Source organism: Paenibacillus sp. NFR01, assembly GCF_900111565.1.
In the GTDB taxonomy this organism is placed as follows: Bacteria; Bacillota; Bacilli; order Paenibacillales; family Paenibacillaceae; genus Paenibacillus_AQ.
Genome location: NZ_FOIK01000001.1, coordinates 2,157,659 through 2,179,800 on the forward strand (window position 1 = coordinate 2,157,659; position 22,142 = coordinate 2,179,800).

Consider the following 22,142-nt stretch of genomic DNA (forward strand, 5'->3'; position numbering starts at 1 on the left):
ATGTCAGCCACACTGCTTCGTATAAGCTGTATGTTTATTGCCACAACCCTGCTGTTAAATGGCTGCGGAAGGGCTAACGAGTTGAACGAACTTAGTATCGTGACCGGATCAGGTATAGACGGCAAAGAGGGAAACTACACAGTTACTTACCAGGTCAGCGTTGCCTCGGCTAATGCGTCAGCAGCTGGAGGTGCATCGGGAGGGTCTTCCCAAAGCGGGGTCCATGTCTTTTCGACGACGGGTAAAACAATCAGGGATACCATATTCATGAGTGCGGTGGAACATCCGCGCCGGCTTTATTTCGCCCATAATAATGTACTGATTATCAGCAAAGAAACGGCGGAATCGGGAATCAGTACCGTCCTGGATTCCTATTTTCGTAATCCCGAATCCCGAGAAATGGTTGATGTCATGGTGACTGACGGAAAAGCCCGGGATATTTTAACCAAAAACATCCCTCCGGAGAAGCTGCCTGGACGGGCAATCGCTGAAATTGTTGATAAGGAACAGATTCTGGTTTCCTTTTACCCAGCCACCTCTGTATTCCAACTGGCATTAGGGATCACCTCGGAATCTCAAGTCGCCAGCGTACCTGAAATCGGTATATCCGGGGAAAACCCGAAATCGCTGGAGACTGCCGATGCTATGACAAAAACATCACAGGATGCCAAAGTAAGAATGACGGGACTTGTCATTTTTAAAGGAGACCGCGTCGTAGGAAAAATGAATCTAAAAGAAAGCTTGGGCTTGGCATGGTTAACCAACCGCGTTAAAGGCACCATGCTTTCATTCCCTAATCCCGATTCATCTGAAGAGCCAAATCAGTCTGCTGTGAGAGTATTTAAGGCCAAAGTCAAGATTACTCCCGTTAAAGAGTCCACGCATTATACCATCAAATTGAAAGCTGAGGTCCGCGGGGAACTCGCTGAAACCACAACACAGGAGGATCTGACGGATACAGCTGGCATACATAAACTGGAACGTTCCATTGAAAAGATCATCTTGGAGCAAATGCAGGTAGGGTGGGAAGCTGCAAAAGCAATGAAGGTGGACATTCTGGGAATTGGCAACCGGATTCATGAACGGAATCCGAAGGAATGGAATAGGCTCAAATCCGATTGGGATCAAGAATTGGCTCAGATGGAGCTGCAGGCAGAGGTCAAGATGAAAGTGGTCCGAACCCGCATGTTCCTTGACTCCTTCAAGCATTTGTTAAAGCAGACAGAGCAATAACCAAATTCCTTGGATTAGAAAGGAGCAGACGATGTATAACCAATCCCATGTCCGAGTCTCCGAACTCGCCATTACGTTTGCTTTGTTTGAGATAGGAAGTACAAGCCTGTTTCTTATCGGCGGGGATGTTAAGCAGGATGCATGGCTTGCCATGCTGATCGGAGCTTTGGCGGGGTTCCTGCTCCTTCTAATACATCTAACGATACACCGGATCGAGCCACGCCTTGATCTGTTTCAGATTTTTCAGAGCTATACAGGGAAATCCATAGGCGGCTTGCTTAGTCTGGGCTTCGTCGGCTATTTCATGTTAGAGGCATCCAGAAACCTGCGTGATATCGCTGAAGTCACCATATTGACCCTGCTGCCCGAAACTCCGCTCTGGTCGGTGATGCTGATCATCATTCTTGTGGTGAGCAATACGATTCGCTACGGTCCAGAGACTCTGTTCTTAATGTGCATTGTACTCTTCCCATTGATTACCACAGGGTATCTGATCATCGTCATTCTGCTTGCCGCAAACGGTCTCATCCATTTCCATTTTATGCTGCCTGTGCTTGAACACGGATGGATCCCTATACTGAAAGCGGCAATCCCGGGTATCCTTTCTTTTCCTTTTGGGCAAATCGTCGTTTTTCTGGTCTTTTACCCCTTAACGGCTTCCAGACGCCAGATGGGCAGGAAGATGATATGGACCTACTGCGGGATCTCCCTTTTTTTAATATTCATTAACCAGATCAATGTATTGGTTCTTGGTCCCGTTCTTGCATCCAACAGCGCGCTTCCTCTGCTTCAAACCGTACAGTTGATCCAGATGACGGAGGTATTGGAGAGAATTGATCCCCTATTTACGATTATTCTGTTTCTGAGTCTAGGGATCAAAATGGCCACCTTCTTCAACGGGGCAGCGATCGGTACTAGCAGAATTACAGGAATAAAGCACAAAAAATCCGCTGCTCTTATTGGCGCAGGTATCTATTTTTTGGGTTTCCTTTCGCCTACCTATACGGAATTCATTAAAGTGGGCAGAGAAATTGCCGTAAAGTACTGGTGGCCCATTTTTCAAGTCGCCCTTCCCGTTCTTCTTTTGATGGTAATACTCATACGCAAATCCATTAGAATGGGTACTGGCCGCCAAAAAACCTAACCTTCAGCAAAATATGCGACACCTCTGTATTCGTTGGCGAATCCATGAAAAAAGCCCTCCATTTCGTTACCTGTTCTGTGAACAGATAGCTCAAAAGAGGGCTCTAGCCGCGAATACACAACATCGCTGACGAAAACTTATAAAGGATGCCGAGGACGGGGGTCGAACCCGTACGATGGTCACCCATCGCAGGATTTTAAGTCATGCTGAAGTGTCCGAATACGTCCACGTATATTTGTGAATCTGCTGATATATAAGAGAATTTCATAAATATTCACGTGTCAATCTTTATGAATATTGGTGCTCACGAGAGGATTGCGTCCCCAATTCGTCCCCAGAATAAAGGAGCGATCGAATGAACCTAAACGAGATCACACTTGGTATGCGTGTCCGCATCACTGCCGGCCACTGGGCTGGTCGCACTGGATTCATCCGGCATATGAAGGATGGCAAAGCTGTTATCGACATCTGTGAGCCGCTGCTGATCAGCGAGCTGCCGGAGCACCTGGAGCCGGCGCCAGACGATCCACTCTTGCCCGGTTGGGCCGAATACGACGTATAACATAAGTAATGCCCCTGTCAGCCATTAAGGCCAGCAGGGGCTTGTTATTTATGGATGCGTCTTATAGCCTTTTTTACCCGTTATAGGATTTGTGTTCCCTTTTGTACTCCAGTTATTCTTAAAACTATGATCTGGATTGGATCGGTAATGCGGAGCAACATGAGTACCGTTCTTTTTAGTATAGCCGTGAACATAAACCTTTGCTGATGCAGAACCCATAAAGCTCAGGGACATCACAACAATCAGCATCAATAATGCTATTTTTTGAAATATTTCAAAATACCTTCCCTCCTAGTTATATTCACCTAAAAGACTATAACGGAAGACTAAGAATATGACTTTTACACATTATGTAAGTTATACCACCATCAAGCGAGTGAGTTAAGAAGCCTTATTTTTGCTGCGCAGATATTGGTGAATCTGTGAACTATGTCATTATCCCCTGTAAAATTGTTCCTTTATAATATTTAAATACAACTTCTACTGGGGGTCCGTTCAGATGCACTGTCCAAACTGCGGAAAAGAACATGAACAAAATGATCTATTTTGTTCGGGTTGCGGCACTAAAATATCCTCTCAAATTAAAGAGACTTCCACTGCTAGTGAAGCAACGACCTTAAAAATCGACAAACGGTTGATAATTATTTTCTGCCTCGCTGCCGGTTTATTCTTTGGAGGGGCATTAGGTTATAGCCTTGCTCCTGAAAGTAAAGGACGTGGAGAAAAACCATCAGTAATCGACCTCATTAAAGGTACCTATTATGATACTGTTGCATATGAATTAGTGACGACCAAAGACAGTAATAGCCACATAGCCGATGCATTAAGACAGGGTAGAGGGTCATTATTTACTCTCAGTCTATTAGGAGCTTTGACAGGCGGCATTGTAGGAGGCATGATTACAAAGAAAAAAAACTGAGGAGAAAAACCCCTGTCAGCCATTGCGGCCGGCAGGGGTTTTGTCCCATTTCATATTTTCTTTCATTAATTCGGCGAGTTCCAAGTGGTATTGCGTCAGCCGCCGGGATATCTCCACCCGGATCGCCTCCCGGGTTAAGCCCATTCTCTCCTGCTGTCCTCTATAGAATATCTTATATTGAGGTATCGAATCCTCCTCCGCATCCGGCGCGATCCTGATGCTGCGCTGCTGCAGATCCCGCCGCAGCTGATACAGATCAGCCGATACTCTTTTTTCGATAAATCGGCCAGCTATCGAATAAGCCCGAGAAAGCAGATTGCCCGATTGCTCCACATCCTTAATGGTCTTGCCCAGCATCGTCACCAGGTGCGGCAATATGTGCGGCCTCGTATGTATCCGCAAATTCCGGCGTGATCATCTTCGTCTTCCAACGCTCGTTGCCTTCCAGTTTTGTCATCGCTGCGCCTCCATAAAAAAACAAGAACATTTGTTTGTATTATAACCAAACTAATGTTCCCCAATCAATCACAAGCATATTCCACGAGACCCATTTTATGTACGTTATTTGAACATCAACTATATATCCCATAATTAAGAATTAATGTTTAGACACTTTTCTCCAAAAAGAATAAAATTCCATCATAAACTTCTATAAAAGGTGGAATATTCTAGTGTCAAAAAAGTCAAAAGTTATTATTCTCTCATTTCTTGCAGTTCTACTTACTTCATCTCTACTTTATTCAACCTTCCGGTCACAATCCGCTTATGCTTACACGGGCGGATTACTTAATGGAAAGACTATGCTCATGAGCCCAGCCGGAACACTAACCGGTGGGAACACTGCCCCAAATGCTACAGATAACAATACTTCAACTGCAGTAGCATTTTCCGCTGGATATAATGTATATTATAAATTCCCAACTGATCAAACCATAAGTCAATATCAAATTTATGCGAGTAAAGATGCAGGTACTTTACGTTTCTACGATTCTTCAAATAACTTATTAAAAGCAATTGTAAGTCCCGTCAGCACTAATACTTTAACCACTTTAGATTCGCCAATATCAAATGTTCGATACATAGAATTTGCAAATACTACCGCTTCAGTCTATTCCCTTTATGAAATAGATGTGTTCTCTCAGAGTACAAGTCCAACAGTAACACCATCTGCAACGCCAGTACCAACACCAACAGCGACGCCAGTACCAACACCAACAGCGACGCCAGTACCAACCGCAACACCTGAGCCATCACCTTCCGCGACCCCTGAAATTCCTTCGGGTGATCGTGCAATTCTGACGATTAAGCTGACTTCCGGTGAAGATAAAGAATTTGACCTGCCAATGACTGAAGTCAACGCGTTCATGACCTGGTACGACTCGGCTACCGGAACTGCACGATATGGCATCGATAAGCACTACAACAACAAAGGGCCGTTCAGCAAGCGGACCGAATATGTCATCCATGACAAAATCCTCAACTTCGAAGTAAGCGAGTATAATGTAACCGAATAAGCAATCCAATACTTACCTCCTCATTCCATTATGGCACAGCGCTATAATTGGATTGAGGAGGTTTGTTATGTTTATATCCCCTATGCTACTGCAGACGGCTCCAGGTCCGTTTTCGCACAGTGATTTTATATATGAGCCTAAGGTCGACGGGCACCGGTTGATTTACTCTCAACAGGGCGGAAACGTCCGGCTGTATACCCGGCACAATAACGACTGCACCCGGCAGTACCCCGAGCTTCAGCTACCGTTTGACGATGACATTATCTTGGACGGTGAGGTCGCCTGCGTCGATCCAGTGACCGGAGTGTCTGATTTTGAGTCGGTCATGAGCCGCTTCCAGGCGCGGCGGGCCGACAAGGTGAAGCAGCTCGCAGCCACGCTGCCGGCTTATTACGCAATCTTTGACGTGCTGCATTATAAGGGGCAGGACATGCGCGGATTGCCGCTTATGCGCCGCAAAGAGGTACTCGCGGGGTTATCCCTACCTTCTGCAAGCTTTGTCATTGTGTCGCATGTGGAAGGCGCTGGCGAGGCGCTGTTTGCACAGATTGAGGCGCGGGGCATGGAGGGCGTTGTCGGCAAACGAAAGCACAGCCTGTACGAAACCGGCCGCCGCAGCCACGCATGGCAAAAGGTCATTAACTGGGTGTATGCCGAGGTGTACATTACTGGATTTCGCAAACAGGAGTTTGGGTGGTTGGCGGCCGTGCCCGATCCGTCTGGCAGGCTGCGCCCGGCGGGGATCATCGAACTGGGAGCAAGCCCGCTGCATAAACAGGCGTTCCGCGGGGTGGCCGGGCAGCTTGTGACCGGCTGGAGCCCCGGCTGCGCGCGCAGGTCAGAATGTGAAACTGGACCAAGTCCGGCATGCTGCGGAGCCCAGTGTTTACGGAGTTCATCGTTTAATAAATAAGAGCCACCGAGAATTATTCCTGCGGTGGCTCTTTTACATGCTCCAGTAACTCTCCCGTACTTACATCAAGGAAAGTACAAAGTTTGTCCAACGTATCTATATCCACTCGCTTAGAAGTGTCGTGATATAGGCCGGATACGGTATTTATAGCAAGCCCTGTTCCGCGAACCACGTCACGAACCTTGAGGCGCTTGCGTCCCATTATCTCGCTAAGGTTATTTTTAATCAATCCTTTCACCTCCACATAAAAATATAAACTAAATAATCAAAAGTATCAACTAACTAATATTTTGTGTTGACTTTACGATTAGGAAGTGGTGTTTTTATATCAGGAAGTTGATACAAACTGCTTCCTGAAAGGAGAGGGAACATGAAGGATTGGGTCCTACTGCTCACGGCGATCATAAATCTTTACACCGCTTGGATTAACCTCCGCCGTGAAAAAGAAAAAGGCACTGATCGAATACGCTGGCGGCGGCTTCGTTAACAGTACCTAGGAGAGAGAGGGGTTGCAGCCCCTTTCTTCTTCCCAATCTTAACATAAAGGATTTACCGATACAATCTGCCGGCGGGCTTACGCGGAGGTATAACGATGGTTGAGTTCAAAAAAGGGCAGGATGTTGAATTCCGCAAAGTCGGCGGATGGGAAGGTCACATCGGTGAGTGGATGGGCGGGATTTACGAAGAAGGATCACGTAGATGTGTATTCATTAAGCCGAACGGTTCAGATAAAGCTGAAGAATACTGGAAGCATCGTGTCGAGATTCGTACCGCAGAAACTCAGGAGGGATCGCCATGCTGAATATCATTACCTGGATCGTAATCGGGGTTGCGGCTATCGTGTCTGTAGCCGCGCTGCTGAAAGCTCGGAAACGCTGATGACGTCCGTGGCCGCCGGGGAATGCGGCCAAATACCGTATAATCCTCGAAACGCAAAAAAGCCCCTGCGCGCGCAGAGGCTTTTTGTTTATGTATGTTATGCCAGAATCATTCTGAATTCATACTCGCCACGGAAGTAATGTGCTCCGGCAATCTTTATGCTTACCGGTGTGTACCTTTCAACAGGCCCACCGTAGTCAACAATGCAGCCAGCCAAATCGCCGCGCTATTCAAAGACCGTGACACGCTTCTGATCGAGGGCAGCTGTGAGGAATTCATCATCTGTTTTTAGCACTTTGTATACGCTCAACATTATCACCTCAGATCTATGCTAAATTACTCATTGTTCTTCTTACCCAAACCAAAATTCACCCTTAAATTAACGAAACCCGTCAGGCTAGTGCTTGGCGGGTTTCGTTTTAGATAGATTGCTCTAAACTAAAGGCAGCATCTCTAAGCTGCAATCAGTTCATATATTTGTTCAAAATACTTCATGTTGTTTGTTTCTAACAGTACCTTTGCAATTTCATCAATGCGACTGTAAATAACAAACACCTTCTCATCTTCGATCATTTCTATTTTTTGAACGAGTCCTTTACTGTTAAAGTAATAATTCGCAACAATTTTTTTACCTTCATCCATAAAAATAACTTCCGCCATAGTTCCTTTTAAATAAGCGTCAAACTTCACACTTAAGTAATCTGGATCCTTGAGGTTATCCAACAAATCTTGTGGCCAAACTGAGTTTTTGTAAACCAAATCATATAATTCATTTGTAATGTTCTTCATCTCGCTCACTCCTTCATAATGAGGATTGTATCATCTCAGCTAAATGCTTAACAAGATCTCCTAAATACTCTTGTGCCCTAAAATAATCATCAAGAGCCCAAACATCCCTTGAACCAAATTCTTCTTTCAGCTTCTCATTTAAGTATCTCGTGACCAGCGCAGCATTATCCAATTTCAAATCATTCTTCAAGTAAAAATACTTCGCTGGTAAAGCCTTTGCAAATTCCCTCCCTTCCTTTTCAACCCCGAATTCGCTAATGAGCCTTGCAGGAATATTAGCATAAACATTTTCATGGAATTCTTTACGAATAAACATTCGATATTTTTTAGGAGACTTTAATAAAGGATTTTCTTCCTTGGGCTTTTCCTGCGAAATAATAAATTTTCTAATCTCCTCCTCAGCAGTATTAGGAAGCAAGTTTTTGAATGAGTCTATTTTATTTCTTAATTCAGCTTCAAATTTTTCGTTTTCTTCAGTCAGGGCAGTAGTCAAATAATATTCCGACTCTGTATCCAATTCACCTAATAGTTCTACCTCAGCAACGCTTTTATCGTAGGTTTTTACGTCCAATTGCTTTGTTAGATTTTTTTCGGCTTTTTCTTGCTCTTTAACTTTTCGAATTACTTCACTTATCTTAAGTTCCCTTTGATATTCTTTCCAAAGCGGTTCCAGCCCTAAGTCTCGATGAGCAATAACTGTACCAATATTATCAGAGGGTTTTACTGCATCTGGGCTATCAATAAATCTTAATATCCGTCCAATAAACTGCGAGTACGGAGCGAGTGATTTAAAAGGTCTAAAAATTGCGGCAACTGATAGGTAGATATGGTCGTAACCTTCTCCTAACATAGCCACATGGACAATAACGTCGCATCGATTGTTTTCTACATCAACTAGAATCCTTCTTCTGACATCCTTATCTAGATCGCTATGAATCAATCGAGCTCTTAAACCTTTTTCTTCATACATTTTTTCAAGAACTTCACCATGATCAATACTGCATGCAACAGCAATAATTTTATGTGGTATTTCCGATCCTAATCTTTTCGCATTTAGAGCGCTTATACTTTCATTGATGATCTGCTCATTGCACTCTTTGGAGAGGGCTACGCTTCTGGCAATATAATTCTCATCCTTTATGCCAAGGTCTCGAAGTTGTTCGATTGTATACTGTATAGAGAAATCATTGTCGATTGTTAAATAAACCTTTTCCGGAAGCAATTTAAAATTTTCTAAAGACTTTACGATATTTTGTTGCATAGCCCTTCCTAAACCGTAATCTGTAATAATTTTACCTTCAATAGGTTTTCTGTCTGTGCGGAAGGGCGTGCCAGTCACTTTAATCACTTTTGATTTGCTAAAGTAGTTTAAAGCGTTTTGCCAAGTTTCAGCAGGAGAATGGTGAGCTTCATCGATGATAATCATATCAAAAAAGTCAGCATCAACTCGATTCAATAAGGAATTTCTGAACCGAGTGGTTAGTTTATGTATGTTCAATATTACAATGTTGCTGTTTACTAACTCATCTTGGTTAATATCGTTATCATACTCATTAACTATCGGTAGCTCCTTAAACTCTGTAAACACATTTCTCTTCAACCAAAAGTTACCCGGTTCAGAAGGATCAAGTGATTCTACTACGTGATCCTTGATAACGAGCTGTGGAGTTATAATAAGAACGCGACCTTTACAAATTCCGTAGGGGACAAGTGCCATTACTCCTGTTTTACCCGCGCCTGTCGGTAAAATGATAATAGCATCTCTACTAGATCCTTCTGTTTTAAAATGATTAAAGGCATCAACGTAAGCTAAAACCTGCGGCTCCCTAAGCTCATCATTTTCTACAATGCTTGGATTTGCGTTCATAAAATAATTAATATCAAATGTCATTTTATTTCCCCCGTTTTTTCAAATCACATCCTTAAATAGCATAATACGACAAAGTACAATTATTTCCTTTTTATTTACCCTCAATTTCCCCAAAAAGTTATTATGCCCACTAGCCGAAGTAAGTGGGCATAATAGTATTATTTATGATAAGCCAGCAGCCCCGCCCGCTCCATGATGGCGAGGATCCGGTAAAAGTCCTGGCTGCCCTCGTTTGGCGTATCAATCAGTCCCGCAGCTACGGCACCGTCAACCGCCGTTTTGGCCCAGGCCGGAATCTCCGGCAGGCTCGCCTTGCCCTCCAGCGTAATCACACGCCCCGTCAGATCCTTGCTTTGCCCAGCCTGCTGCAGCACCTGATCTACGAGTACGTCGCGGCTTTTAGCCAGCTGTGCTACCGCTGCCTCCAGCGTGTCCAATCTCTTCTTGTCTTCAGCGCTCATTTCATCTTCCCCCTCTTCAATTCTCGCGATCTGCGAAACCACCGCAGCCAGTTGAGCCGCCGTCGGCTGTTTGCCCGCTCGGAAGTCGGCCGTACTCAAGCCGAAGTCCATCTGGAAATGTGGCAGGTCCTTAAAACTGCTCCAATCGCCGCCCCACTCCCAGCCAAGCCGCTTTGCATCCGCCACGACCTCCGACCAGTCCGCCAAGCCGTCACCGTCGCCGTCTCGCTTGGCGTCCCAACTCACGCCGCCATCGGGCAGCAGCAGCGTAAAGTCGATTGCCACGCCAAAATTATGATAGCTGTAGCCTCCGCGGGAGTTGGTGACGATCTGGCCGGGCGCCGTCCGGCCTTGCGCATAAAGCTTGTCTTGCTCGGCGATGGTACGTAGCCCCTGGGTGATGACGATCGGCACGCCGTGGGCATACGCAAACTCAATCAATGCTGTGGCCGCCTGACGGACGGTCGGCTCGAGACCGGCCAGCTTGGCCGCGGATTTGGCCTTGACCTGCTCCAATGTGTACATGATTATGCCCCTTTCTGGCTGTCGTCGCCGGCGTTGTCCGGGTGCTCCGGCTTGGCCGGGTTGTTCTTCGACTTATCCTCGCTCAGCTGCAGCAGGAAGTCCTGCAGGGCCTGCGGTAACGGCACGCCCAGCACGCCCAGGTTCTCGACAATGCTCAGGCCTTCGCGCCCGGCGTAAAAGTAAATGGCCGCGGTCCGGAAGATTGGTGATCCAGGCTGAATCCAGTCATCCATGAGCGAAGCCAAACCGACCACGAATAACACGACCGCCTTGCGCACGCCGCCCCAGAACATCACGTCACTGCTGACTGTCTTGGTCCGAAATGCGCCCATTACGCCGGTAGCGTAATCACCGCACATAAGCACGATCAACACCAGCAGCCCTTTGTCCCAGCCTCCCAGCAGGCCAGCCACTGTCCCCAGCACTCCCGCCATAGCCGATGCTCCCCCCATTGCTACCTCGCGGCTCCCCGAGCCTACGGCAGCTGTGATAATTGTTGTGACGAGATTTTTGATTTGATTGATCATGCCGCGTCTCCCTCCAATAAAATAGCCCCCGGGATCCCGAGGGCAAAATAAAAACGCCTCAATGGGGCGCTATGCTGTGATCAGATCTTCGCGGCCTTTATCCCGGAGATAGGCGTAAATACCTGCCTGTAGGTCCGGCCGCTTGCCGATGACGTACTATACGTATATGCCTCGTCGATAATGCGTTGCGCGAGATATGCGGCCATTACAGCGCACCTCCCAGCAGCAGCTCGTCGAGTGCCGCTTTTATTAGCGCCTGTTCTTGCTTCAATTCAGCTACCTGTACAGATAGTGGTACTTGCGGCGGATCCTCTTCTACATCATAAGCGAATGTAGGAGTTTTGGTTTGCACGTTAACGCCCGTTAGGGTTCCGGTTAAGAAATCTTGAGAATATTCGTCAAAGCCAAGCTCGAGACAATCAAAGCTTGATCTTACCCGGCTATACAGTACCTCAATTGATTCGATATCTTGCTCAATTGTAGGCTTATTTACTGGATCGAACTGGAACGCCACGTGAGCGAGCTTTACACCCGTATTAATGTCGTAATAAATCCGCCGATACCCCATAAATAACCTCTCCTTTCGCTATTCGTACGCAATCCACTGATAATCTGAGTTTCCTGGTGTCGGCAAACTAAATCCGCCACTCGTCAAATACGCATCCCCTGTAAGACGCACGTAGGAAATCGTTGTAGTCGTAAATAGTCCAACCAGTTTTGAACCCGCGGATACAGGTAAGCTGTCAGATCGAACAAACGATCCTATTGGAGTGGACGCAGAATTACGAATTAGCAAAACTACGGAGGGCGTAAAATCGAGTCCGGTCACTGTCAGCGGGTACGCGGAAGTCGTCGAACCGGAAGCAAGAACGTACGTAGATAAGGGAGTAGCTGCCGATGTTGCTACGCCAGAGTTATACTTTTTCCCCGTAGGAATCAGCCCTATTTTTGTCGCCAATGCACTAAACGTATCCGACGGGCTTGCGGATACGCCTTTAGCAGTTATCGCGCTTGCTACTGCTGTTTTACCGCCATTGGCAAACGTAAAAAGCTCTGTGAGTACCGATTCTACATTTGTGCCGGCAAAGTGATTACCGGTATCTTCTACAGCAATATTTTTCGCTTTATGCGCACCCGTAGCGGCGTCAGCTGCATGGTTTGTAAGATTCGTTTGTACTGCATTAGCCTTAGCTGTCGCATCTGACGCTGCCGTAGACGTGGCTGCCGCCTGTGCAGCGTCCGCCTTGGATTGCGCGCCGGTCTTGGTCTCCCCAGTGAACCGGACAAACGTGGCGTCAGCGCCGCTCATTAACCCACTGGCGCCGCCGGTGACGGCAATCGGGATCACGTACGTGCCCCCGGTGATGTGACTACTGGCGTGCGGTCCTGGCGTCGACTCGCCTGTCGCGGTAAATGTCAGCTTACCGGCTGCCGGATCTGTCGTTATTGTAAGACCTGTTCCTGCAGCAAACGTGAGAGTTCCCGTCTCGCTTTGTGCGATGATGTCTCCCTGGCCGGTAACGACAATCTTGCTAAAGGCATTCTGATTGACTTCGGCGCCTGCAGCGATGCCGGCCAGCTTTGTATGCTCCGCCGCCGTCACGTGCAGCGTCGTGTCCGCAGCGTGCGTGTCCAGTTCCGCTTGCGTGGCTACGTCCGCGGCCACCTTTGCGGCTGTAATGCTGCCGTCCGCGATCTGGCCGGTGCCAACCGCCCCAGCTCCGAGTTTTGCGGCGGTGACGGAGCCGTCAGCGAGCTTAGCTGCCGTGACCGCTGCGTCACCGAGCTGCCCGGTACCGACCGCGTTGTCGCCGATTTTGGCCCGAGTCGCGGCCTTGTCGGCCAGTTTGGCCGTCGAGACGCTGCCGTCCGGATGATCCAGCGTGGCGGCCGTCTTGTGCGCCGTCGCTGCCGTGTCTACTCCGTCAAAGTTGTCGTTGATCTTCGTATAGGACTCACTGATCTTCTCGTTTCCGTTCAGGTGCTGGTATGCCATTCGCTTCACTTCCTTTCGTGATTAACTCGAGCCGCTTTTGTACTGCATCAGCGACGCCGAGTAAAATATTTACCTCGTGGTCCGGGTTGTAGGGCATCATCGCTGATATGACGGCCAGTATCTCTGGAACAGGTTGTCTCGGATCAAGCTCGACGAAGACTTTCGGCATGATGTTTGCCAAACTTAAAACCTCCTTATTTTTTGACACAGGAAAAACCTCCCAATATGTCGAAATGATAGGCTGGTTGGCCATTTTCTCAGTAGGGAGGTGTAATTGTGGAAACTGCTCCAATATACTTAAATAGAGTTGATGTTCGTCACGTAACTATTACTGAGCTTAATTCCATACTGCTTTCTCTTAACGAAAGCAACGAACTTAATTTCAAATTGATCTTTATAACCAACTCTTCATTTATTCAAGGGGATATGGTAGATCCTTATGTTGAAGTAGACGATAATGAATTGTCATTCTTTCATTCGGTTATTGAGAAAACCATGGATTTCAGAAGAGATACGCTTATTGAAGTAGAGCATGAAAATGCTACTATGCGGCCAATAAATGATGCCGCGTTCATTCACCTCAAAAATGTTACCATCAAGCCGTTATCTGGAATAAATACACATAAATTAGATGAAATGATCTTATTTACTGACCAGATATCCGGTTTGACCTTTGGCGAACCATTTTCATAATGCATCTCGCCAGTTCTTTTCGTTCCACTTTTAAATTAACGCCTACTGGCTGCTCCATGCGGGCAGCCAACTCTTCCTGGATAATACCCCTGATCCGCGCCTCGACTTCTGGCGTCAAGCCGCACTTTCCTTCACACATGGTGCATTCTCCTCTCGTCCCAACACAAAAAGCCCCGCCGGATCCGGCGAGACTCTTGTATGGATGATATGTTATTTTTGTAGCGCAGCGAGTTGGGCGTCCAGATCGGCAAGCTGCTGCTGCAGTGCTGCCAGATCTTCTTTTTGCTTGCTCAAATTCAATTTCAAGTTATCGAGGAATTGCTTGCGAGCCGCTTCATCAGTTGTTCCAATTGATTTATCATACTGATCTTGGGCTTTTGGGATGTAAGTCTCTTCATAGAGTTTTACACCGCCTTTGGCTTCATTAATCTTACTTTCAATTGCGGTCCGTTGCACAATTAATTCGTCATACAAACCATTGGAAAGCACCTCTGCCCCCACTATTATCTTCTTCCCTTCTATCGATAAAGTAGCTCCAGTAGCCGCGGCGACAGCGCGAACTGGCGCATAGGCAGTACCGTTTATAACAACCGCATCAGCAACTTTTACTCCCGCTTTTTCAACAGAAAACAAGCCCTGAACCTTTTTTCCAATTAAAGACGAGCTATCAGCGAAAGCTGAAACACCGCTAAATAACAGCGCACCGACGATAAGTCCCGATATAAACTTTTTCAAATCAACCGCTCCTTTGGTAAAGTTTTCTACCTGTATTATCGTCATATTTTGATAAAAGTTTCAATATGTCAGGTTGGAATGTTCACTTGAGCAAGAAGGTTTCCGCCTTTACTCCACAATTTTAAGTTCCTGCTGCCTGAATCAAACGTCATGTTAATTGCGAGAGAGTTTAGTTCTGCTGCCATGCTCGTCCCCGTCTCCTCACTTCGAAGCTCGCTCCATCTTTGTACGAAGGTTCCGTTATATCCACGAAGAAAAATATTCATAAATTCCATCGTCATTGCGCTGCTTCCGTTCAAGTAAAAACCCGGATCCATCATGAGCATATAGGTATACCCGCTACCATTTGAGAAACGAAACTCCGAAGCATCATTAGCTCCGTAAGAACGAATTTCGATCCCTTTGTTTGCGGAAGACCACACGGAAAACGTTCTATTTGAGCTACTCATTTCAGCTCGCGGATAATTACCTGGCTCCGACGTTTGGATGAGGGCCCCCGTTACATTACCGCCCAGTATTGTAGACGCTGAAATCTGCCCGGAGAATGATCCGCTCGCCGCCTGAAGTGCCCCGGAGAACGTCCCTGTGACTGCCTGAAGGGCGCCGGCAAAGGTACCTGTCGCGGCGACAAGTGCTCCCGAAAAGGTTCCACCCGCTGCCTCCAGCACGCCGGCAAATTTCAACTTGTTAGTCTGGGCGTCGAAGTAGAGAGACGATTGACCATTAACCCGCCAATCCATGACATCCGAGTTCAGCGTCAGGTCGCTCTTGCCGTCGCTGCGCTGGATCTTCAACCCGTAATCCGGTGAGACACTGAGGCCGAAGTAATTGCGCCCCTGCTTTACCGCCGTTTTGTTCAGGTTATCAATCGCCGTCGTCAACGCCCCGGCTACCGGGAATTCGCTTTGCTACTTTGAAGGTAGTCGCTTACGGATTGACGAGAATATTTCCCGTACTGTGAACGGCGAGGCAGTAATCACAGGAACCAAGAATGACGCATCCGACGATTATGTCGATATGCCCGCCTGGTATATGGACGAGCTGGCTGCTCACGTTCGGGAGCTGAAAAAGTTGAAAATGAAGATCCGGGATAAGTGGCAAGGCGGCGAGCGTAACTTTGTTTTTCATTCAGGATTTGGAAAACCGTATTACCATACAACGCCGACTCAACGTTGGAAAGATTGGTGCGAACGCAATGGATTCCGAAACGTATCTTTACACGGGCTAAGACACACGAATGCGACATACCTTCTGGGTAGCGGAGCCTCAATAAAAGAAATTCAGCATCGACTTCGCCACTCAACTTCGCAGGTAACAATCAACACTTATGCCCATGTTACAAAGAAACTCAGCAAGCGTACTATTTCGCAGCTAGACAAATTTGATCCGAATGTTCGTCCCCAATCCGTCCCCAACGCCCAAAAAGACGTTAAGTAGACTTTAGTATGGCTAAACAAATTCCTCTCGGACAAAAAGAAAAACCCCTTATACATCAAGGGATTTCACTTTAACATATAATGCCGAGGACGGGGGTCGAACCCGTACGATGGTCACCCATCGCAGGATTTTAAGTCCTGTGCGTCTGCCTATTCCGCCACCCCGGCACGTAACCGCGTAGTTAACGCGACAAGCAATATCATACCATGGTTTTAAACTTGGTGCAATCCTCTTTTATCCATGGCGGACAGGAATAAAAAAGCCCGGACCGGCCTAAAGCCGGTGCGGGCTTCCCTGACACGCGCGGTTAGCGGCGTTCGCTGCTGCGGTTACGCATGCCGGCCAAACCGATAAGCCCGATCAGACCGAGCCAGCCCCAGTTGCCATTGTTGTTATCGTTGTCGTTGTTGGCCGTGGTGCTCGTTGCCCGGTACCGTCCGGTAGGGGTAGCATTCGAAAGCGGAGACACCGTACTGTTATCGTTCCGGTAGTTGTTTGTACGGTAGTTGTCGGTACGGACTTTATCGTCCATGATGTTTTCGGTCTTGCGCACCGTTCCCGTCATTGTGTTGGTCATATCTCTGCCTGCCTGATTGACCATGCGATCCATGTAGTTGTTGGTATCCATGTTGCCGACTCTGTCATTCGTGTACGTTGGAGCTGGGGCATTGCGTGTTGTCATTCCGCCACTTCCGCCCATAGACATCCCCGACGCATTTTCCGCAAAACCGACGCCCAGAATACTCATGGACAAAACCGTGCCGCAAGCCAGACTTGTAAGCAGCTTATTCAAGTGTCATGCCTCCTCTGAAGTTGTGGTTGATCGCAAATAATTTCCCCACAAGAAGCATCCCCTATACCCGGTAAACATTTAATCCGTAACCAGCTTTACCGTCTTCGTTGCCGCGTCATACGTCACCTTGGCGCCCAATGCCTCGGCGACGGCCCGCACCGGCGCATACGCCGTACCGTCCTCCAGATACCCATCGGCAATTTTTTGCCCATTCAGAGTGATTAGCAGCTTGGTTCCCCCCTCGCTATCCGAAGGCGTACCGTTGATTCTGGCCAAAGCATCCTTGACCTGCTGGACGGTAGGCAGTTTGCCGCTCTTCAATTGATTAATCGAAAGCCCAAAGTTATTCTCCAGATGCGAATAGTCCTTAAAGGAGGTCCAGTCTCCGCCCCATTCAAACCCAAGCTGCTTCGCCTCATACGCAACTTCTTGCCAGTCGGCGGTCTTATCGCGGTCCCCATCCCGTGACGTATCCCAGGACAGGTTGGTTCCGTCCGGCAGCAGCAGTGCGAAATCAATCGCCAGCCCGTAATTATGGTAACTCTCGCCGCCGCGCGCGTTGGTCACGATAGGGCCCTTTTTCGTCCGTCCCTGGGCATACAGCGCGTTTTGCTCGGCAATCGTTCGCAGTCCCTGGGTTATCATTATCGGTACGCCTCTGGCATAGCTGCGCTGAATCAGCGCTCCTGCCGCAGCAAGCACGACGGGATGAAGCCCGCCCAGCCAGCCGGAGGATTTGCTTTTGACCTGATCCAAAGTCAGCATCCAATCACCCCCTGGTGTATTAAATGCCTTTCGCGGAGGCCTTGCCTGTACGCTTTTCCCGGATTAAAGCAGCCACCAACAGGCCGATTCTTGTATCCTTCTTCCTTCAAAAAGCCATACTAGCATGTGAACCGCATTGCATCCAATCCACCCGGACGGAGGTTACACCCATGGACATTCACAGCGACAGCTATAAAATTGCAGGGTTCAGCAACACGGACGAAGCCGTAGAGGTGATCCGCAAAGCGGAACAGGAGCTGGCCCGGCTGAGCGGTGACAAGGAGCTCACACTGATCGCTTACGAGAAAACGACGTCCGAAACGCAAGGCTAACGCCGCTCCCCCGCCAAACAAGCCTAGAATAGGCTCAGGCGGGGGTTATTTCCACGATGCTGTCCACGCTGATCCACCGGTAGTCCTCCCGCCACTGCAGCTTCACTTCCCGGGAGTGGGTATGAATCGAAGTCACGAAACCGCTGAGCGTCTTCTGATGGCCTCCGTCACGCAGCACCACCCTTATCCGGGCGTGGGTCCGCAAGGACATGCCCAGCATCCGTTCAATCTCCTCCAGCTTGGTTTCATCCGTTACGGGCGGTCCGGACGGATCCGTTTCAAGCATGGTTTTGAAAATCTCCAGTTTATGCTCCGGAAGCATCATCCGGCTGCCGTCCCACGGACTGCCGGTTCCTGCTCTTTTCACCATATCCGCTCCTCCTGCATCTTTTTTTCTCGAAGCGCCCTTTACTTTGCGAACGTATGTTTGTATTATAGTCATGAGGGTTTTATTTCGCAAGATGAAATTAAAGGCAATGCTTGTTTTCTCCGCAAAAAAAAGACACTGCCACAGATGACTGTGCGTGCCTTTTTAACGAATAACGAAATTATTGCGAAGTTCCCGTATTACCGGCAGCGGCTCCGTCCGCTTCATTTCCGCTTGGGATAATATCGGTCGTGGCAGCTTCATCTTTCTCTATCAGTCCGGCGGCAACACGTGCCTCGTTCAATTTAGAGATGCCGTACAGCATGGCCACATCCGCCTGTTGGTTCATCTGGTTAAATTCATCCGCGGTCACTGTAGGGGAAGCTGCCCCTTCAGAGGCCTGCTCCTTAATCGAATATGCACTTTTGAACGCAATCATGGAGTCCCGCAGCAGCGTCTGGATATTCTCAGGCAGGTTGCTTGGCAGCTTTACTTTCTCCACCTGGTCAGCCAGATCGGTAGCGGTATCCTGGAACTTGTCCAGCGCCTTTTGCAGCTCATCGCCGGAAGCCGTTCCGGCGGAATAGGAAGCTACAGCAGCGTTAAAGTCGCTAAGCGAGGTTTTACCACGCTCATCCAGCTCGGACATATGATTGTAAAATTCCTGCACCGACTCCTGGATTTCATCCTGCGAGGCAGGCACGGATGCGCTGTTGTTACCGCATGCTGCGCTGACGATCATCATACTCATCAGCAGTCCGACAAGTAAAACCTTTTTCATATTTATAATCCCTCCATATTTAATAGAATAATGTCGGGATTTGTAAAGTGCAAATGAAATTAATAGTAAAATACAAAAAGCCGATGACTTCGGTTATACTGGGGAATGCCACAAAGGAGGACAGCTATGAAATTCAAGAAATTAATTCCTTCCCTCATCTTTATTGCTTTGCTTGTATTTGCCGCCTATTATTTCGAAGAGCAGAACCCTGCGGATCAAACGCCGCCAACGTCTGGCGGTAAAGTTGTCCAAATCGATTTTCCGGAGGACCGCTATCCCGAAACGGCCAAACATATCAAGGATGCCATCAAGGGCGGGGAATCGGCCATCTGTACCATCAACCGGGAGGATGCGGACGAGAACCGTAAAGCATCGCTTAAAGACGTTCCCACCAAAAAAGGGTATGACCGCGACGAATGGCCGATGGCGATGTGCGCCGAAGGCGGTGCAGGCGCCGATATCGAATACATAACGCCCGCCGATAACCGCGGGGCGGGAAGCTGGGTAGGCAATCAGCTCGAAGGCTACGCCGATGGCACCCGGGTTGAGTTTATGTTCAAGTAATGAAAAGGCAGACGCCCCGGAATGACTTCCGGAGGTCTGCCTTTGGCTGTCAATCTTAGAAGCACCAAGCTCTCAGGATGATGACCAGCAGAATGAACAGAACCAGAATCGCGCCAGTCGAAGTAAAAGGGCTTACTACCGGAGCAACCGGATGAGAGTCATTTACTCCGCCGACATTATTACAGCCGCAACCGTATGCCATAATCAAATTCCTCCCCTTGAAATGTTGAAGTTTGAATACAACACAGCATATGTATACGTCTAACGGGCGGTTTGGGCCAAAAGGCAAACAATCCCGTTCTCCTCCCGGGAGCGTTGCGGAAATAATGGCTCTCATATTCCCCAAACCGGGCGGGGATAATAAAGCCATCAAAGATTGCAGGGGGCGCGATATGGAAGCCTTACAAGTCATCCGTTTATTATTGGCCCATCCGGATTACAGCGTAGATGCCGTCCACCCCGAAACGCCAGATTTTGTAGGTATCGCAGCCATTGAGGTCGATCATGAGACAAAGACCTTTTCCATCCTGCTGCAGGAACCACCCGAGTGAAGAAGCTTTAGATTAATTCGTCTATTCCCATAAGTAGCCCAGGCGGCAGCTTATCAATTGCGGTGTACTGGATGGTCAGAGACTCCAGTTGCCTTAGCTCGCCGATTTCAGGCGGAATCTGCTTGATTCCGATCTCTTCCTTCGGTTTGAACCGGTATCCGGGTACCAGACGTTCCGAACTGCCGCATTGAATATTCAGCACCTTTAGTTGTTGGAGTTTGCCAATCGAAGCGGGGATCTCTTCCATGTCAGCCGTCAAAATGCTCAGCCGCTCCAGCTTGCTTAAGGTGAACAGCTCTTCGGGCAAGCGGTACAGATCCTGTTCAAATATCTCCAGATCACGGAGCTCCGTCAATTCGCCGATTCGGCTAGGCAGTTCAATCAAGTGATGGCCGCTGATATACAGCTTATCGGTCCGATGTTTGACGGCGTCATCCAGAAGATTATCCAGCCCCCGATGGGTCTCCAGTTCCAGAAAAAGCCCGGGAATCTGCTCCATCAGCGTTTCTCCCTCTTTCTCCGTAACCTCCAGACCATATATCTGCTCATGCACCACGGAATAGAGAAAGTCTCCCCCGTTTTCCTCATAATTTTATCGCTCAGCACGAAAAAATCAGAGTTCGCATCGCCAAATCAATAATCTGCCGGTAAGCCTCATCTCTGGGGTCGGTATACAATTTCATTAAGAACCCTCCTCCTATTCGAAACATTTCTGGCAAAAATTCGTATGTACAGCAAAGGAGTGATCTTCTATGTTTGCAGGAATTTTTGCTTTGCTGCTGGGGCTATGCGTTATCGCATTCGGCATTTATGTACGCCGCCATCCTGACTTCGCCTGGCGCATGAATGAGGGCTGGAAAGTCAAAGGCGACTCCGAACCGAGTAACGCCTATCTGGATTCCATGAAATTTTCCGGAGCAGCGACGATTGTTTTCGGCTGCGTGGTTAGTGTATTCGCATTTTTGGCAATTATTTCTGCTTGATGTTTTGGAAAAAGAATGTCACCCCTCCGTGCCTTTGTGAATAAGCTAGCGCCATATCTATTCACAGAAGGGCGTTGAGCAAGTTGTTCGGTAAAGATCCCGTGTATCAAATATTGAAGCTGCTGCAGGAAGACAAGGAAGTAAGCTTTCACGATGTCGGTCTGGACGAGAAGGATTTCAACATAGCGCTCCGCCATATTCATGAGGCTGGTTATGCAACCGTTGCCGGATTGCATTCCTCCGGACTCGACTACATTAAAGGGTATGAAAGACGCATAATCTAAGCTATAAAAAAACCCCTCGCTTATGCGAGGGGTTTTAGTGAAGTGGGCCCTACAGGACTCGAACCTGTGACCAATCGGTTATGAGCCGACCGCTCTAACCAACTGAGCTAAGGGCCCGGATCTAAAGTATCCGTTATTCAATAATGGCTGTTTGAGCGAACCGGAAGTGAAAATTGGTTGCGGGGGCAGGATTTGAACCTGCGGCCTTCGGGTTATGAGCCCGACGAGCTACCGGGCTGCTCCACCCCGCGGCAGTCATCAAATTCAAACAGCGACATTAAATAATATACAATAGATCCGAGTCTTAAGTCAAGAAAATTCCACCAGCTTCGGTCCTCCGCAGGTCCCCTCACGGCAAGAAACGCACCCCGTAGCGCCCTTTGCGCGAACGGTAGATCTCCACAAACCGCGGGTCATGATAGCCGTAAATCCATCCGTCCTGTTCCAGTCTTTTGGCCAGGCACCCCGCCTGAAATCGGGTTCTGAACAGCTTCGCGAAATAGATCCAGTTCATGCTGCGTCTAC

General features: G+C 48.1%; 31 protein-coding genes, 3 tRNA genes and 1 pseudogene. 13 read left to right on the forward strand and 22 right to left on the reverse strand.

Annotated features, from left to right (window positions below; all coding sequences use genetic code 11):
* Positions 1 to 1,233 (forward strand): Ger(x)C family spore germination protein, encoded by a 1,233-nt coding sequence (locus BMW84_RS09935; RefSeq protein WP_091067250.1) that lies wholly within the window; start codon positions 1 to 3, stop codon positions 1,231 to 1,233.
* Positions 1,234 to 1,264: 31 nt separating this feature from the next.
* Positions 1,265 to 2,377 (forward strand): GerAB/ArcD/ProY family transporter, encoded by a 1,113-nt coding sequence (locus BMW84_RS09940; RefSeq protein WP_091067252.1) that lies wholly within the window; start codon positions 1,265 to 1,267, stop codon positions 2,375 to 2,377.
* A 361-nt stretch (positions 2,378 to 2,738) separates the two neighbouring features.
* On the opposite strand, the gene BMW84_RS24480 is transcribed toward BMW84_RS09940, so the two are convergent.
* Positions 2,739 to 2,942: a hypothetical protein gene (locus BMW84_RS24480; RefSeq protein ID WP_139209606.1), complete on the reverse strand. Its 204-nt coding sequence runs from the start codon at positions 2,940 to 2,942 to the stop codon at positions 2,739 to 2,741.
* Between the two features lie 496 nt (positions 2,943 to 3,438).
* On the opposite strand from BMW84_RS24480, the gene BMW84_RS09950 reads away from it, so the two are divergent.
* The gene (locus tag BMW84_RS09950) at positions 3,439 to 3,858 is read left to right on the forward strand and encodes a zinc-ribbon domain-containing protein (RefSeq protein WP_091067257.1); all 420 of its coding nucleotides are present in this window, start codon (positions 3,439 to 3,441) and stop codon (positions 3,856 to 3,858) included.
* A 15-nt stretch (positions 3,859 to 3,873) separates the two neighbouring features.
* Here BMW84_RS09950 and BMW84_RS09955 read toward each other — a convergent pair whose 3' ends face one another.
* Positions 3,874 to 4,233 carry a YhjD family protein gene (locus BMW84_RS09955; RefSeq protein WP_139209607.1) on the reverse strand — a complete coding sequence of 120 codons (360 nt, stop codon included), beginning with the start codon at positions 4,231 to 4,233 and terminating at the stop codon, positions 3,874 to 3,876.
* Between the two features lie 296 nt (positions 4,234 to 4,529).
* Between BMW84_RS09955 and BMW84_RS24750 the strand changes: the two genes are divergently transcribed.
* Positions 4,530 to 5,372, forward strand: coding sequence for a hypothetical protein (locus tag BMW84_RS24750; protein ID WP_175498722.1), 843 nt, complete (start codon positions 4,530 to 4,532; stop codon positions 5,370 to 5,372).
* A 67-nt stretch (positions 5,373 to 5,439) separates the two neighbouring features.
* Positions 5,440 to 6,221, forward strand: a pseudogene (locus tag BMW84_RS09970) (ATP-dependent DNA ligase).
* 77 nt (positions 6,222 to 6,298) lie between these two features.
* Here the strand turns inward: BMW84_RS09970 and BMW84_RS09975 are convergent.
* Positions 6,299 to 6,514 (reverse strand): helix-turn-helix domain-containing protein, encoded by a 216-nt coding sequence (locus BMW84_RS09975; protein ID WP_091067267.1) that lies wholly within the window; start codon positions 6,512 to 6,514, stop codon positions 6,299 to 6,301.
* A 363-nt stretch (positions 6,515 to 6,877) separates the two neighbouring features.
* Here BMW84_RS09975 and BMW84_RS09980 point away from each other — a divergent pair, with 363 nt between their 5' ends.
* A complete protein-coding gene (locus tag BMW84_RS09980) occupies positions 6,878 to 7,087 on the forward strand; it encodes a hypothetical protein (protein ID WP_091067269.1) in 210 nt (69 codons plus the stop codon).
* A gap of 530 nt (positions 7,088 to 7,617) precedes the next feature.
* Here BMW84_RS09980 and BMW84_RS09990 read toward each other — a convergent pair.
* From BMW84_RS09990 to BMW84_RS10020, 7 genes are all read right to left on the reverse strand, one after another.
* Complete coding sequence (locus tag BMW84_RS09990) at positions 7,618 to 7,953, reverse strand: hypothetical protein (protein WP_091067272.1); 336 nt, start codon at positions 7,951 to 7,953, stop codon at positions 7,618 to 7,620.
* A gap of 13 nt (positions 7,954 to 7,966) precedes the next feature.
* A complete protein-coding gene (locus BMW84_RS09995; RefSeq protein ID WP_091067274.1) occupies positions 7,967 to 9,844 on the reverse strand; it encodes a DEAD/DEAH box helicase in 1,878 nt (625 codons plus the stop codon).
* Between the two features lie 137 nt (positions 9,845 to 9,981).
* On the reverse strand, positions 9,982 to 10,809 hold the full coding sequence (locus BMW84_RS10000; protein WP_175498723.1) for a M15 family metallopeptidase: 828 nt from the start codon (positions 10,807 to 10,809) through the stop codon (positions 9,982 to 9,984).
* A 2-nt stretch (positions 10,810 to 10,811) separates the two neighbouring features.
* Complete coding sequence (locus tag BMW84_RS10005) at positions 10,812 to 11,336, reverse strand: phage holin family protein (RefSeq protein WP_175498724.1); 525 nt, start codon at positions 11,334 to 11,336, stop codon at positions 10,812 to 10,814.
* A gap of 205 nt (positions 11,337 to 11,541) precedes the next feature.
* Complete coding sequence (locus BMW84_RS10010; protein WP_091067279.1) at positions 11,542 to 11,904, reverse strand: hypothetical protein; 363 nt, start codon at positions 11,902 to 11,904, stop codon at positions 11,542 to 11,544.
* Between the two features lie 18 nt (positions 11,905 to 11,922).
* Positions 11,923 to 13,332: a hypothetical protein gene (locus tag BMW84_RS10015; RefSeq protein WP_091067282.1), complete on the reverse strand. Its 1,410-nt coding sequence runs from the start codon at positions 13,330 to 13,332 to the stop codon at positions 11,923 to 11,925.
* Positions 13,292 to 13,513 (reverse strand): hypothetical protein, encoded by a 222-nt coding sequence (locus BMW84_RS10020; RefSeq protein WP_091067284.1) that lies wholly within the window; start codon positions 13,511 to 13,513, stop codon positions 13,292 to 13,294. Before BMW84_RS10020 ends, BMW84_RS10015 begins: the two co-directional genes overlap by 41 nt.
* A gap of 95 nt (positions 13,514 to 13,608) precedes the next feature.
* Between BMW84_RS10020 and BMW84_RS10025 the strand changes: the two genes are divergently transcribed.
* The gene (locus tag BMW84_RS10025; RefSeq protein ID WP_091067286.1) at positions 13,609 to 14,025 is read left to right on the forward strand and encodes a hypothetical protein; all 417 of its coding nucleotides are present in this window, start codon (positions 13,609 to 13,611) and stop codon (positions 14,023 to 14,025) included.
* A 210-nt stretch (positions 14,026 to 14,235) separates the two neighbouring features.
* Here BMW84_RS10025 and BMW84_RS10030 read toward each other — a convergent pair whose 3' ends face one another.
* On the reverse strand, positions 14,236 to 14,760 hold the full coding sequence (locus BMW84_RS10030) for a hypothetical protein (protein WP_091067289.1): 525 nt from the start codon (positions 14,758 to 14,760) through the stop codon (positions 14,236 to 14,238).
* A gap of 68 nt (positions 14,761 to 14,828) precedes the next feature.
* The gene (locus BMW84_RS10035; protein ID WP_091067290.1) at positions 14,829 to 15,641 is read right to left on the reverse strand and encodes a hypothetical protein; all 813 of its coding nucleotides are present in this window, start codon (positions 15,639 to 15,641) and stop codon (positions 14,829 to 14,831) included.
* Positions 15,642 to 15,717: 76 nt separating this feature from the next.
* Between BMW84_RS10035 and BMW84_RS10040 the strand changes: the two genes are divergently transcribed.
* Complete coding sequence (locus BMW84_RS10040) at positions 15,718 to 16,197, forward strand: tyrosine-type recombinase/integrase (RefSeq protein WP_091067293.1); 480 nt, start codon at positions 15,718 to 15,720, stop codon at positions 16,195 to 16,197.
* 81 nt (positions 16,198 to 16,278) lie between these two features.
* Here the strand turns inward: BMW84_RS10040 and BMW84_RS10045 are convergent.
* From BMW84_RS10045 to BMW84_RS10055, 3 genes are all read right to left on the reverse strand, one after another.
* Positions 16,279 to 16,364: transfer RNA gene (locus BMW84_RS10045), tRNA-Leu, on the reverse strand.
* A 140-nt stretch (positions 16,365 to 16,504) separates the two neighbouring features.
* Positions 16,505 to 16,990, reverse strand: a complete 486-nt coding sequence (locus tag BMW84_RS25035; RefSeq protein WP_091067295.1) for a WGxxGxxG family protein — start codon at positions 16,988 to 16,990, stop codon at positions 16,505 to 16,507.
* Positions 16,991 to 17,068: 78 nt separating this feature from the next.
* A complete protein-coding gene (locus BMW84_RS10055) occupies positions 17,069 to 17,755 on the reverse strand; it encodes a M15 family metallopeptidase (protein WP_091067297.1) in 687 nt (228 codons plus the stop codon).
* A gap of 170 nt (positions 17,756 to 17,925) precedes the next feature.
* Here BMW84_RS10055 and BMW84_RS24760 point away from each other — a divergent pair, with 170 nt between their 5' ends.
* Complete coding sequence (locus BMW84_RS24760; protein ID WP_175498725.1) at positions 17,926 to 18,087, forward strand: hypothetical protein; 162 nt, start codon at positions 17,926 to 17,928, stop codon at positions 18,085 to 18,087.
* Between the two features lie 34 nt (positions 18,088 to 18,121).
* On the opposite strand, the gene BMW84_RS10060 is transcribed toward BMW84_RS24760, so the two are convergent.
* Positions 18,122 to 18,457 carry a YolD-like family protein gene (locus BMW84_RS10060; protein ID WP_175498726.1) on the reverse strand — a complete coding sequence of 112 codons (336 nt, stop codon included), beginning with the start codon at positions 18,455 to 18,457 and terminating at the stop codon, positions 18,122 to 18,124.
* 178 nt (positions 18,458 to 18,635) lie between these two features.
* The gene (locus BMW84_RS10065; RefSeq protein ID WP_091067301.1) at positions 18,636 to 19,235 is read right to left on the reverse strand and encodes a hypothetical protein; all 600 of its coding nucleotides are present in this window, start codon (positions 19,233 to 19,235) and stop codon (positions 18,636 to 18,638) included.
* 126 nt (positions 19,236 to 19,361) lie between these two features.
* Between BMW84_RS10065 and BMW84_RS10070 the strand changes: the two genes are divergently transcribed.
* Positions 19,362 to 19,799 carry a NucA/NucB deoxyribonuclease domain-containing protein gene (locus BMW84_RS10070; protein ID WP_091067304.1) on the forward strand — a complete coding sequence of 146 codons (438 nt, stop codon included), beginning with the start codon at positions 19,362 to 19,364 and terminating at the stop codon, positions 19,797 to 19,799.
* Between the two features lie 55 nt (positions 19,800 to 19,854).
* On the opposite strand, the gene BMW84_RS24765 is transcribed toward BMW84_RS10070, so the two are convergent.
* Positions 19,855 to 20,001: a hypothetical protein gene (locus BMW84_RS24765; RefSeq protein WP_175498618.1), complete on the reverse strand. Its 147-nt coding sequence runs from the start codon at positions 19,999 to 20,001 to the stop codon at positions 19,855 to 19,857.
* A gap of 190 nt (positions 20,002 to 20,191) precedes the next feature.
* Between BMW84_RS24765 and BMW84_RS24770 the strand changes: the two genes are divergently transcribed.
* Positions 20,192 to 20,350: a hypothetical protein gene (locus tag BMW84_RS24770; protein ID WP_175498727.1), complete on the forward strand. Its 159-nt coding sequence runs from the start codon at positions 20,192 to 20,194 to the stop codon at positions 20,348 to 20,350.
* Between the two features lie 7 nt (positions 20,351 to 20,357).
* Here the strand turns inward: BMW84_RS24770 and BMW84_RS10080 are convergent, their stop codons facing one another.
* Positions 20,358 to 20,906, reverse strand: a complete 549-nt coding sequence (locus BMW84_RS10080) for a leucine-rich repeat domain-containing protein (RefSeq protein ID WP_091067308.1) — start codon at positions 20,904 to 20,906, stop codon at positions 20,358 to 20,360.
* Between the two features lie 196 nt (positions 20,907 to 21,102).
* Here BMW84_RS10080 and BMW84_RS10085 point away from each other — a divergent pair, with 196 nt between their 5' ends.
* Both BMW84_RS10085 and BMW84_RS10090 read left to right on the forward strand, forming a co-directional pair.
* Positions 21,103 to 21,333, forward strand: coding sequence for a DUF6199 family natural product biosynthesis protein (locus tag BMW84_RS10085; RefSeq protein ID WP_091067312.1), 231 nt, complete (start codon positions 21,103 to 21,105; stop codon positions 21,331 to 21,333).
* A gap of 83 nt (positions 21,334 to 21,416) precedes the next feature.
* On the forward strand, positions 21,417 to 21,617 hold the full coding sequence (locus BMW84_RS10090; protein WP_091067315.1) for a hypothetical protein: 201 nt from the start codon (positions 21,417 to 21,419) through the stop codon (positions 21,615 to 21,617).
* Between the two features lie 43 nt (positions 21,618 to 21,660).
* Here the strand turns inward: BMW84_RS10090 and BMW84_RS10095 are convergent.
* The 3 genes from BMW84_RS10095 to BMW84_RS24775 form a co-directional block, all read right to left on the reverse strand.
* Positions 21,661 to 21,734 (reverse strand) — tRNA-Ile (locus BMW84_RS10095).
* Between the two features lie 57 nt (positions 21,735 to 21,791).
* Positions 21,792 to 21,868, reverse strand: a tRNA-Met gene (locus tag BMW84_RS10100).
* A 98-nt stretch (positions 21,869 to 21,966) separates the two neighbouring features.
* On the reverse strand, positions 21,967 to 22,131 hold the full coding sequence (locus tag BMW84_RS24775) for a hypothetical protein (protein ID WP_019909365.1): 165 nt from the start codon (positions 22,129 to 22,131) through the stop codon (positions 21,967 to 21,969).
* Between the last annotated feature and the right edge of the window lie 11 nt (positions 22,132 to 22,142).

Bases quoted from the DNA above. Each gene is read 5' to 3' on its own strand.
- BMW84_RS09935 (WP_091067250.1), top strand. From the start codon at position 1: ATGTCAGCCACACTGCTTCGTATAAGCTGTATGTTTATTGCCACAACC.
- BMW84_RS09940 (WP_091067252.1), top strand. From the start codon at position 1,265: ATGTATAACCAATCCCATGTCCGAGTCTCCGAACTCGCCATTACGTTT.
- BMW84_RS24480 (WP_139209606.1), bottom strand. From the start codon at position 2,942: ATGTTATACGTCGTATTCGGCCCAACCGGGCAAGAGTGGATCGTCTGG.
- BMW84_RS09950 (WP_091067257.1), top strand. From the start codon at position 3,439: ATGCACTGTCCAAACTGCGGAAAAGAACATGAACAAAATGATCTATTT.
- BMW84_RS09980 (WP_091067269.1), top strand. From the start codon at position 6,878: ATGGTTGAGTTCAAAAAAGGGCAGGATGTTGAATTCCGCAAAGTCGGC.
- BMW84_RS09990 (WP_091067272.1), bottom strand. From the start codon at position 7,953: ATGAAGAACATTACAAATGAATTATATGATTTGGTTTACAAAAACTCA.
- BMW84_RS09995 (WP_091067274.1), bottom strand. From the start codon at position 9,844: ATGACATTTGATATTAATTATTTTATGAACGCAAATCCAAGCATTGTA.
- BMW84_RS10000 (WP_175498723.1), bottom strand. From the start codon at position 10,809: ATGTACACATTGGAGCAGGTCAAGGCCAAATCCGCGGCCAAGCTGGCC.
- BMW84_RS10005 (WP_175498724.1), bottom strand. From the start codon at position 11,336: ATGATCAATCAAATCAAAAATCTCGTCACAACAATTATCACAGCTGCC.
- BMW84_RS10010 (WP_091067279.1), bottom strand. From the start codon at position 11,904: ATGGGGTATCGGCGGATTTATTACGACATTAATACGGGTGTAAAGCTC.
- BMW84_RS10015 (WP_091067282.1), bottom strand. From the start codon at position 13,332: ATGGCATACCAGCACCTGAACGGAAACGAGAAGATCAGTGAGTCCTAT.
- BMW84_RS10055 (WP_091067297.1), bottom strand. From the start codon at position 17,755: ATGCTGACTTTGGATCAGGTCAAAAGCAAATCCTCCGGCTGGCTGGGC.
- BMW84_RS24760 (WP_175498725.1), top strand. From the start codon at position 17,926: ATGGACATTCACAGCGACAGCTATAAAATTGCAGGGTTCAGCAACACG.
- BMW84_RS10060 (WP_175498726.1), bottom strand. From the start codon at position 18,457: ATGGTGAAAAGAGCAGGAACCGGCAGTCCGTGGGACGGCAGCCGGATG.
- BMW84_RS10065 (WP_091067301.1), bottom strand. From the start codon at position 19,235: ATGAAAAAGGTTTTACTTGTCGGACTGCTGATGAGTATGATGATCGTC.
- BMW84_RS10070 (WP_091067304.1), top strand. From the start codon at position 19,362: ATGAAATTCAAGAAATTAATTCCTTCCCTCATCTTTATTGCTTTGCTT.
- BMW84_RS24765 (WP_175498618.1), bottom strand. From the start codon at position 20,001: ATGGCATACGGTTGCGGCTGTAATAATGTCGGCGGAGTAAATGACTCT.
- BMW84_RS24770 (WP_175498727.1), top strand. From the start codon at position 20,192: ATGGAAGCCTTACAAGTCATCCGTTTATTATTGGCCCATCCGGATTAC.
- BMW84_RS10085 (WP_091067312.1), top strand. From the start codon at position 21,103: ATGTTTGCAGGAATTTTTGCTTTGCTGCTGGGGCTATGCGTTATCGCA.
- BMW84_RS24775 (WP_019909365.1), bottom strand. From the start codon at position 22,131: ATGAACTGGATCTATTTCGCGAAGCTGTTCAGAACCCGATTTCAGGCG.